The 9,233-nt window shown below is 55.5% G+C and carries 13 protein-coding genes; 3 read left to right on the top strand and 10 right to left on the bottom strand.

Going from position 1 to position 9,233, the window contains the following annotated elements:
- Nucleotides 1-272: 272 nt before the first annotated feature.
- Together OHL23_RS18160 and OHL23_RS18155 are read left to right on the top strand one after the other, a co-directional pair.
- Nucleotides 273-1,061 (top strand): HipA family kinase, encoded by a 789-nt coding sequence (locus OHL23_RS18160; RefSeq protein WP_317891699.1) that lies wholly within the window; start codon nucleotides 273-275, stop codon nucleotides 1,059-1,061.
- A gap of 246 nt (nucleotides 1,062-1,307) precedes the next feature.
- Nucleotides 1,308-1,532, top strand: a complete 225-nt coding sequence (locus OHL23_RS18155) for a PleD family two-component system response regulator (protein ID WP_263353380.1) — start codon at nucleotides 1,308-1,310, stop codon at nucleotides 1,530-1,532.
- A gap of 40 nt (nucleotides 1,533-1,572) precedes the next feature.
- Here OHL23_RS18155 and OHL23_RS18150 read toward each other — a convergent pair whose 3' ends face one another.
- The 10 genes from OHL23_RS18150 to OHL23_RS18105 are packed head-to-tail and all read right to left on the bottom strand — an operon-like array spanning nucleotide 1,573 to nucleotide 8,354.
- On the bottom strand, nucleotides 1,573-2,088 hold the full coding sequence (locus OHL23_RS18150; protein WP_263353379.1) for a hypothetical protein: 516 nt from the start codon (nucleotides 2,086-2,088) through the stop codon (nucleotides 1,573-1,575).
- Nucleotides 2,089-2,111: 23 nt separating this feature from the next.
- Nucleotides 2,112-2,258, bottom strand: coding sequence for a hypothetical protein (locus tag OHL23_RS18145; RefSeq protein ID WP_263353378.1), 147 nt, complete (start codon nucleotides 2,256-2,258; stop codon nucleotides 2,112-2,114).
- On the bottom strand, nucleotides 2,258-2,452 hold the full coding sequence (locus OHL23_RS18140; RefSeq protein WP_263353377.1) for a hypothetical protein: 195 nt from the start codon (nucleotides 2,450-2,452) through the stop codon (nucleotides 2,258-2,260). The genes OHL23_RS18145 and OHL23_RS18140 overlap by 1 nt, the downstream gene beginning before the upstream one ends.
- Before the next feature lie 20 nt (nucleotides 2,453-2,472).
- A complete protein-coding gene (locus OHL23_RS18135; protein ID WP_263353376.1) occupies nucleotides 2,473-4,068 on the bottom strand; it encodes a phage portal protein in 1,596 nt (531 codons plus the stop codon).
- Nucleotides 4,069-4,091: 23 nt separating this feature from the next.
- Nucleotides 4,092-4,418 carry a hypothetical protein gene (locus OHL23_RS18130; RefSeq protein ID WP_263353375.1) on the bottom strand — a complete coding sequence of 109 codons (327 nt, stop codon included), beginning with the start codon at nucleotides 4,416-4,418 and terminating at the stop codon, nucleotides 4,092-4,094.
- The gene (locus OHL23_RS18125) at nucleotides 4,415-5,038 is read right to left on the bottom strand and encodes a hypothetical protein (protein WP_263353374.1); all 624 of its coding nucleotides are present in this window, start codon (nucleotides 5,036-5,038) and stop codon (nucleotides 4,415-4,417) included. Before OHL23_RS18125 ends, OHL23_RS18130 begins: the two co-directional genes overlap by 4 nt.
- Nucleotides 5,039-5,091: 53 nt before the next feature.
- Nucleotides 5,092-5,820: a hypothetical protein gene (locus OHL23_RS18120; RefSeq protein ID WP_263353373.1), complete on the bottom strand. Its 729-nt coding sequence runs from the start codon at nucleotides 5,818-5,820 to the stop codon at nucleotides 5,092-5,094.
- A gap of 21 nt (nucleotides 5,821-5,841) precedes the next feature.
- Nucleotides 5,842-7,404, bottom strand: a complete 1,563-nt coding sequence (gene terL / locus OHL23_RS18115; RefSeq protein ID WP_263353372.1) for a phage terminase large subunit — start codon at nucleotides 7,402-7,404, stop codon at nucleotides 5,842-5,844.
- Nucleotides 7,385-7,771, bottom strand: coding sequence for a hypothetical protein (locus tag OHL23_RS18110; RefSeq protein WP_263353371.1), 387 nt, complete (start codon nucleotides 7,769-7,771; stop codon nucleotides 7,385-7,387). Before OHL23_RS18110 ends, terL begins: the two co-directional genes overlap by 20 nt.
- Nucleotides 7,772-7,829: 58 nt before the next feature.
- Nucleotides 7,830-8,354 (bottom strand): ParB N-terminal domain-containing protein, encoded by a 525-nt coding sequence (locus OHL23_RS18105; RefSeq protein WP_263353370.1) that lies wholly within the window; start codon nucleotides 8,352-8,354, stop codon nucleotides 7,830-7,832.
- 132 nt (nucleotides 8,355-8,486) lie between these two features.
- Between OHL23_RS18105 and OHL23_RS18100 the strand changes: the two genes are divergently transcribed.
- Nucleotides 8,487-9,179, top strand: coding sequence for a hypothetical protein (locus OHL23_RS18100; RefSeq protein WP_263353369.1), 693 nt, complete (start codon nucleotides 8,487-8,489; stop codon nucleotides 9,177-9,179).
- The last annotated feature ends 54 nt before the right edge of the window (nucleotides 9,180-9,233 follow it).

The following is a 9,233-nucleotide window of genomic DNA, read 5'->3' as shown; positions in this document are numbered from 1 at the left end:
ACATCGCTTTTGCCCATCCCTCGTTTTGCTTCTTCGTCAAATGAATCGAGGAAGATCACTCTTTCAAATCGATCTGACGCCTCAGGTCGTGATCGAGTTCGCGTCTTCGCCGCCAACCTTGACTTGAAAGGGTGGCTCTAAGTAACTCTCAACGTAAGCAGTGATTCATTTAATGAACTTGTGATCGTATCGCGTAGAATCCGCGTATCAATGCAAATTAGACTCATTGGGGAGCAGGGTTGGTGGTCGTTGCGGTTCAGCAATTCCGGCGGATGCGGGGCGGCGCCCAGAGTCACCTTATGCTGGATTCAGATAAACAACTTTGGGTAGTGAAGTTTCAAAACAATCCTCAGCATAACCGGGTGCTCGCAAATGAATTCTTGGCTACCCGCATTGCGGCGGCGGTCGGGCTGACCGTACCGGAGAGTGCAGTTGTTGAGGTATCGGAGTGGTTGATCGGGCAAACGCCGGAAATGGAAATGGACCTTGGGCTGACTCGCGTACGTTGTATGGCAGGAAGGCAGTTTGGCTCACGTTTTGTGGGTGGCCTGATGCCCGGGAAAGTGATGGACTTCTTGCCGGACCAGCAACTCGCGGAGGTAAATAACCTCGCAGAGTTTGCCGGGATTCTTGCACTTGATAAGTGGACCGGGAATATCGATGGGAGGCAAGCGGTCTTTTCAAGACGGACTCGGGAGCGTCGATACAATGCCACGTTTATTGATCACGGACATTGCTTTCATGCCGGAGATTGGACGTTAGTTGATGGTCCGCTGCATGGAGTCTATCCCCGCAATACCGTCTATCAGGAAGTGACAGGCTGGGAGAGCTTTGAGCCATGGTTGACGAACATAGAAACAATGGAACCCTGGGCAGTGCGGCAGATCGCAGCGGAGATTCCGAAAGAATGGTATTCCGGGGATTCTACAGAACTTGATTCACTTGTGGAGAAGCTATTGAAGCGGAGAGGAAGGATCCGGGACTTGATTGTGCAGTTCGGCAGATCAGATCGAGCTCCATTTCCAAAGTGGATGCGAAGCGAAAGGCGATTACAGAAATAAAGAAGTAAGAACGAAATATCGAGACGGTTTCGTGCGACTTACAACCTAGTCGTCGACTTCCCTTTTCCGAGGGCACGGTCCGTGGCTACAGTTTTTCGCCTCTACACAAGAACCGGCCGCTGGCTGCTCTCGAAGAAGCGAAGCTCTATGAACTGATGACGCTCGTGGATGCCCTGCGGGACGGTCGGGCGCGTGAGCGCGAAATTGCGAGCCGGGAATTGAAGCTTTGACTGGAGGCGTCGAGCCGTGCCGCATCCCAATCTGCCGGACCTGCACGGCTATGAAGTGTGTAGACGCATTCGATCAAACCCGGAGTCGGAGTGGGAAGCGATTGCGGTCATCCTTCAGACCGGATCGCAGCCAGTTTCCCTCTCTGATGTCGAATACGACGCTTTCTTAACCTATCCAATCGATACCAAAACCTTGGTGGTCACGATTGCGGGTAGCACCATGCGCAGACGCAAAGTGTGAGGCGGAAACGGCATATCTCAGACGTGAGCGTCCTGAGACCTCATAAGTCTATAGGTTCCCGGCTTAGGACGGATCGGAAGGCTCGATTCGGCTTGTTCATTGTCGCCTCATAGCAATCCCCAATGAACTTCCGGAAATCTGGCTCTCGTTCGCTGCTAAAGATATTCAGCACCTCAAGCACTCTCCAGCCCTGATTCTGGTCAACATCGTAGCCCATAAAGTATCCGCGTTTTGTGTCCACCGCTTCGGTATCCCGGGAGATGAAAACTCGTCCCTCTAGGTCATCGTTCTGGACGTGCTCATAGAAATCCGGATCGATGAGGGCGTTCCGTATGTCAGGGGTATCGTCCTTGAGCGAATTCATCTTCTCGTCGACGCGCCCGAATTGTTCGGTGGTGACGCTGGTGCGCTCAAGGACGCCGACGCGATCCTCCAGGTGGACGCCCCAGACAACCACGGCCAGGGTCTGAAGGAAAAGCATGCCGACAGTGGCGATGTCGATCCGCTTATTGATCCTCCAGCCCGATTCCTTCAGGTCGCCGTTTTCCGATGCCATTACTTCCTCTTTGATATTTCGGTTTAACTGACGACGCCGCCTGCTGCTATCCACGCCTCAACGCTCACATAGTCCTTGTTAAGCGGGTCCTTTGGCACCCACCAGATTTCGCCTGTGGACGATGTGACTTTGTAGTTCGTACCGGCGTTCTCAACCGTGGCAATAGTCATCACATCCTCGCGTTCGCTGTGTAGTGGATATAGTTTTGCGCTCCCGCAACACCGCCGGACCCCAGCAGGTTGACGGTCTTATCGCCGCTGGCGCCGCCACCAAACGTGCGATCGGCGCTATTGGTCGTATCGCGCCAGTTCGCATTCGATGCCGAGGGGTTATAGGTGACTACCGACCTACCTGTCTTTGCCAAAACCTCTTCAGCAAGCTTCTTTATGCCCGCTCGCGATGCTCGTGCCTGTGGCCTGTCGTGAGGAGATACGGATTTGGCTTTTTTTTTAAGCCTTTGAATACCTTGCCTGCTTCAGGCTTGGCTTTCTCGCCCTTCGGAGGCGTTTTATCCTGAGCCCCGCCTTCATCACCACCGCCGTGTTTATTGTCATTCTGGCCATTGTTAGCGCCCTGCTTGGCATGCGCTTCAGCCAGGGATTGTGTCGCCTGCTGCTGGGCATCGTTATCCGCCTGCTGTTCCTCTGGAGACTTCACAGCCACATAACCTGTAGCCGTGAGTGCCATCGGGACAGCGAATGCGCCTCCCAGCGGATCAAGACCGATGGACTGGCGGGCCTCATCAATCGAGATGATGCCTTTCGCTGTATCACCTTCGCGTATCTGAGCCGCCTGTAACGGGTCCTGCTCACGGTCATCGACCCATGCGAATTCAAGGTCGGGTGAATCGAAGTCCACCGCAATGATGCGGTTCATGTTCTTGCGCATCCACTTCTGCAGCGGGGCGAGGCCTTCTTCAAGCGCGGCATCGTGCGAGGATTCCGCCGTAGCGCGATTCATCTGCTTGATGAAAGGCGTAGGCGGCAGCGAGAAGACGTAGCAGACGATTCGCGCCAGCCACTCGTCGTATTCGTCTTTCAGCTGAGGCGGCTTCGTCTCCTGGTACTTGAACTCGCCGGGCATGAAGCGCAACCGACGGCGCATTGCCAGGTTGCCGGCCATCATCGCATCGAAATTCTTCTGGAAATCACGGATCTGATCCGTGGTCCATTCTTTCGGCAGCCCTAAAAAGGCGTCAGGCTGGCTGCCCTCGCGGTAATATTCAAGCTGGTGCAGCGCGCGTCGTATCAGCGTATTGACGGTGATCAGCACCTGCTCCACGTGACTGCGCCCGTACACTTTGTGGGTGCGGGGATTGTGCACCAGGTACAGAAGCTCGTCACTCGTATAGTTCGTAGCCGGTATTCCCTTGATGATTTGCTGATATGCAGGATCAGGGGGGAGCGGCCGGCGACCAGAGTCGTCAAGCAGGATTTTAATTGTGCTTCCGTCAATCAGCTCTAGTCCAAACAGGCGTCCCTTACGGTCACGTCGTTTGTAAAGGCACGGCGCATCGATGATGAACATGTCATCGAGGAGCTGGCGTTGCCACTGCTCGAAGGTATTGACTTTATCCGGGTACTGGAAGAATTCCGTTATCGCGTCGATACGCTTCTGCTGTTCCGCCGTAGCGCTCTTTCGCTTGTTCGTATCATCCGGCGCGATGCGGATGTTCCAGTCCAGCGCTTCCATCTGATCCTTACGGGTCTCGATGGCGGCGCTGAGGATGTCGCAGTTGTCGGCAAGGCCACGAAGATCCGCGAAGGATACCGGCTCGCTGGCGCGCGGCGTATACGTGGTATTGACGTAGGTCGAATAGTCGAACTGCCGGCCTTTGACCTCGGGCGGGGCCTGGGGCTTCAGAGGCTGCCCTGCAGGGAACCATCCATCAGCGTTGCCGGTAATGACGTACCGCGCCGCCTGCGTCACGCGCGCGATGATGCTGGAGGATATAGGCGTTACCTTTCCCCCTTCCGGCATGGCTTAACCTTTTGCTTTTTATCTCAGTTCATCGCGTTGACGCTGAACGAGTTGCAGAGCACATCGCTTGCCGCCCCCGTCGTGTATGAGGAGCCCGTGACGGCAATATTGATGACGCCGCTTTCCGTCGCTGTCGGCTTGATGACACTCGTGGCGCCGCCATGCATGGACCCCAGAATGGACTGTCCCTGCGCGATTTGCGTATTGCTTCCCGCAGCTCCGACCTTGAATATCTGAGCGAAAAGGTTCCACCCGACGTTGTTGTTGGCCGTGGTCCCATTCACCCACGCGCCGGTATCTGCAACCACAGAGCCGCCGGATGCGGTGCCGCCCGTTTGAATTCCGTTCACGAGCGTGCCGCCGGTAAAGGTACAGCCGAAGAAGATTTTGACTCGCTTGTTGTTGGTTGTCGAGCCCGTCTGACCGAATGCCGTGATATTGAGACCACGACCGGCAATGTCAAAGGCGCTGGCAGGAATGGCAATCCCGAAAACAAAACGTCATCTGTGGTATCAGCTGCATTGCCAATGCCTGCGAGGCTTTCCGCGCGGTACAGGTTGCCCTCTTCGGTAAACGTAGACAGGGCTCCGGTCGCGGAGCCGAACTGCGTAATCATGTTCGATGGCTCGATGCCCACGCCCGGAACCACGCCTTCGAGAATCCATACTGCCGCGCCAGTGGCCACGCTTAATGCCCGCCATGCCCTGCTGTTGCTCGTATTTAGCCATAGGGAACCGACGGAATAGTCCTGCGTGTTGTCGTTGCTCACCGTCGGATCGGTCGTAGCGCTCAGGTTGTTGAGCTGGTCAAGCGTGCCTACGATGTTGCATCCGGCGACAATCAGGTCGGAGACATCCGGAAACGGAACTCCGCTGATTGTGCCGTATGCATCGGCTGTGTAGGTAGCGCCTGAACGCGCCGCAAAGGTCTGGAACGCACTTTGCGCGATGACGCTGAAGGTTTTCGCCATTCAAGACTCCTGAAGAAGAGGCGGTTGATTTTATCGCCGGGATAGCAATCGGCTCAGAGTCCGATCGACACCGCAGGCGTTGTGGCATTGAGTGTCAGCGTCGATCCCGACGGGAAAGTCGCAGGAAGCGCACCGTAGGTCTGCCCGGTAACAGAAATGCCGGTTGCTGCCTCACCGGAAGTCGCAAGCGCATGCGCGTGCGTATCATAGCCGATCATGCTCGCAAGCCCCGTATACGTAGCGCTGATGCCGTCAACGGAAGGCATCGTGCTTGATGCAGTGAAGATCGTAGCAACCCAATACCAGCCGGGGGTGAGTGTGGGATTACTGCTGGAAATGGTATCGACGACCGTCGTTGTACTCGTCAGACCAGCAATCGCCCCTGAGTCATAGACGAGTGCGCCCGGCTGGCCACCATTGTCAGCATAAATACCAACGTGCGCAGCTCCGCCAGTCTGCCCGGTTCCTACACCGATGCCAAGTGATTTAATGGTGATCGGATTCGGTATATAGATCGGGTATGCATAGAGCGTGCCCAACACAGTCAGCACAGATGCAAGGGTCGCGCCCTGTGGAGAGTACACCTGCCCCTTAACCATCGGTAAGACCGGAGCGTTCTCAGGCGACGGTATTAGCACACAACCACCTTTGAGCAGATCCGTTACATCGGTGCCCACGGCTACGCCGCTGATGATGCCATTGACGGCGGTGTAGGTATTGCCGCTCTGGCACTGCTGGGTGTAATTCGGGCTGGGCGCTATGAGCGTGGTCGTTGCGGTCATAAGAACTCCTGAAATGTAGGGTTAATTCACTTTCGTCCAGCGCGCGGCAAGGGCCGACGGGACATCTTCCTCTCTCATATCCACGAAGCCTTCGGCATCCGTGGTGTAGTTCCTGCCGCTCTGGACCTGTATCTGGGCGAAGGGCTGGGGTGACTTCACGCGCACGGTAATTGATTGCGCTGCGGGCTTCGTTTCAGCGGCCTGAGATTCCATGTGTGCGAGCCAGCCTGCGCCCGGTATTGGTTGCAGGATTGCGTTTATTGCGCCCGATAGCGCGTCGACCTGATCATCATGGCCCTTCGACGGCGGGAAGTTCTCCAACTCACTCAGGAAGGCCTCATTCCACGGCCCGCGCACGATCTTGATGTTCCCCGCCTCCGCCTGTGAAGATGCCGGACCGGCTCGTGTCACTTTATCGCCGGTCTCACGCTCGGCGGTGACTATGAATCCAGCGAGCTGACTGACCAGATAGGTGGATTGCGACTTGCCCGCCTGGCCAGGATCTTGCGGAATGCGAATTCTGACATCCTTGCCGTCGCCCGCAGCAAGATTGACGATGGAAGTCTCGACCTTTCGCGGGCTCGCCTGAAAGCGCTCGACATGCTCGACGAAGAAGGTGCCTTTAATGTCGCGCGACAACTTCAGGCCAACCGTCCAGTCAGGATCTTGCTTTTTCTTTTCGCCCTCTTTTTTCTCCGTGGCGGCAAGGTCCCAGCTTCGCACGGCAGGCAAGCCTGCGGGTGCGGCATCGATGATCTCGAAATAGCTGCGCTGGAAATAAAGTCCCGCACTCGGTCTGATCTTCCAATTGCCGCCAAGCAGGCGCTCGCGGTCAACGAGGTTTTGTGCCTTCAGGTTCCCGAGGTATCCGGGGTCTTTCTCCAGCAAGATCTTGTTGTCGTAGATGCTGGATGCAATGAATGTAACTGACTTCACCTCTGCGAGGCTCACGTCAGGATGTTCGTCGACGAGCTGCTGCGCTGTGTCCGCCCAGAGAAAGTCTTCACCGCGGCGCACGAAATATCGCGAAACACCACTGCGCTCTGGTATGGGCAAACCGGTGTTCTGGTCAATCCACCAAGCGATGAACTCTGCCACCCAGCTGTCTGCATCGGGATTCGTCGTCGCTCGCACATACGGTTTCACACCGCTCGTGGAACGGTTGCGGCTGAGCATGTAGAAGAACTGTGTCTTCGTGAAATGCGTCAGCTCATCGAACAGAAGGAGCGCGATCTGCGCCCCTTGCCAGTCGTATTTGGTCTTCTCGTGCTCGAGGTGTCCGAATCCGATGCGCGCACCGGAAGCGAACGTGTAATTGTGCTGCTGTTGATTCGACTTCGCACCAAGCGAGCCGTAAAGCTCACCAGACACATCCCAGAGGCCGCCTTCTTTCAGCACGTCCGTCATTTGCCGGCGGAAGATGACCGCGCCGAACTTCTGATTCGCTATATGCCGCAAGGGCTCAAGCAGTAAGCCGTAAGATTTCCCGCCGCCCGCCGCACCACCGTATATGGCAATGTCCGCTGGGGTTGCGAGGAATTTCTCCTGAGGGCCTTCCTGTGGCCTAATTACTGGCGCGGTCATTTGCCGGCAGGTAAATCACCGGCTGTTGCAAAGCGGCACCATCCTTGCCGGTCAGTTGTGTCTCTTGCGGCATTTTGCCGTCGATATTTTCAGTGGCATAGGCGACCGCAGTCATGTCACCCTTTGAAGCCTTCATCAAAGCGGCCGCAGCAATCACTTGGGCTAACGTCGGATTATCGCCAAGCAAGGATTTCAGCGCGTTTCGGTCGTTGATATCGATGTTCTGCGCTGCCATATGCGCCAGTGCTTTACGGATAGACCACTTTGGCGGCCCCATCTTCGTGGCCTTGCGCGGATCAGCTCCACCGGCATCGCCGAAACGATGACCGTTCGCGGCTTCAGGCCGTAAATTCTTACCCCTTGGCATACCGATGTACTTTTTAGCTAAACGCCTGACGAGGCGTAGTTATGAGTTAAACGCCTGTTCATTTCTTTTTCTTCTTCTTTTCGAGCACGCTGAATTCGTGTTTGCATTTGGGGCATTTGATGATGCGGCCATCGTCTGATTCGCTCTCATCTGACTCATCGGGTGCACCAGAGTCGTCTACGGCATCCGGACCACCTAGACCAAGCTCGTCCTCACTGAACCCGAACGCCACGAGGTCACGAGGGTCGAATTCATTGGCGAGCATGTCGAAGTCGAACACTCCGGCCACGTTCTTATTTAGCCGGATGCAGAGTTCGGCAACTTCCTTTTCATCAAGAAGGCGGTCGGGCACATAAACATCTATCTTCAGGGCCTTGCCCTTATGGATTCTCTTGAGACCCTGCACCCGCGCGTGTCCGCCGATGATGGTGTCATCGCGGTTAATGACGATGGGCTCAGCCAGGCCGAATAGCTCAAGGCTCTTTATCAGGTCGTTCAGGCCCTTTTCGGTAATCCGGCGCGGGTTCTTCTCATAGGCCTTCAGTTCCGAAAGCTTGCGGGTCTCGACAGTCCACTTAATCACTGATTTCCCTTGGCTTTTATGGAGGGATTAGAGGATGATTCTCTCAAACATCTGAGGTTGAGATATGGGCAACGAACTGCAGGAAAACCGGCTAAAAAATTTGCTTCCTTCTTCAAGGGATACATGGGCGTCATGCCGCTCATTACCGCGGCACTCGCTCCGATTCTCACTCTGGCAAAGGCCATACCCGTTTTCGAGTCTCAGAAGACCAGCCTTGCTACGTTCTGTGGCCTGTTCGGATTTCTTCTCGTTGCCTGGGTATTTTATGCGCGTGGAATCTTTGTACCTGCAATGACCGGTTCGCTTTCCCGTGCAATAGGCTCAGGGGATTACAAACCGGACTGGTATGAGACATTGTCCCGTATACTCAGCCACCAAGGGGTCGGCATGATGATCACCTGCGCGCCCCTGGCCTTAATCCTGTTGAGTGCGGATTGCTATCTCAGCTACTCCCAAAAACTGGATGGCGCTCTCGATCAGATTCAAATCTCTGTATCCAAGAGTGCCGGAACCAGCTCACAGGCAGAACCTTCGCCGCGAAAGCAGGGACGACAGGATCTGTTGGGGACGTGGGGCGCCGACCAATCAATTCCGGGTGCCGGGTGGCTCCAAATCGAATACCTTGGTATATTCCTATGCGCCGAACTTGCCTTCGTGTTGATGGGTTTGCGCGAATATGCCTACGGCACGCTTCAGATTTCAGAGCGTGAAGTCCTTTCGGGACTTCGGGAGGCTCGCACTTTTGGCGCGCCAGCGCAGCACGAGGCATTGACATCACTACCAGTCCCAACTGATCCGATCAACGATAGAAGCGTTTCCCCTTAATCCAATGGCCATAGGTCTGGTTGGATACTTCTGACTTTATGAATGCCATCTTAG

Source organism: Acidicapsa acidisoli (assembly GCF_025685625.1).
In the GTDB taxonomy this organism is placed as follows: Bacteria; Acidobacteriota; Terriglobia; order Terriglobales; family Acidobacteriaceae; genus Acidicapsa; species Acidicapsa acidisoli.
The sequence above is the reverse complement of the archived record's forward strand: the minus strand, read 5'-3'. Positions and strand labels throughout refer to the sequence as shown.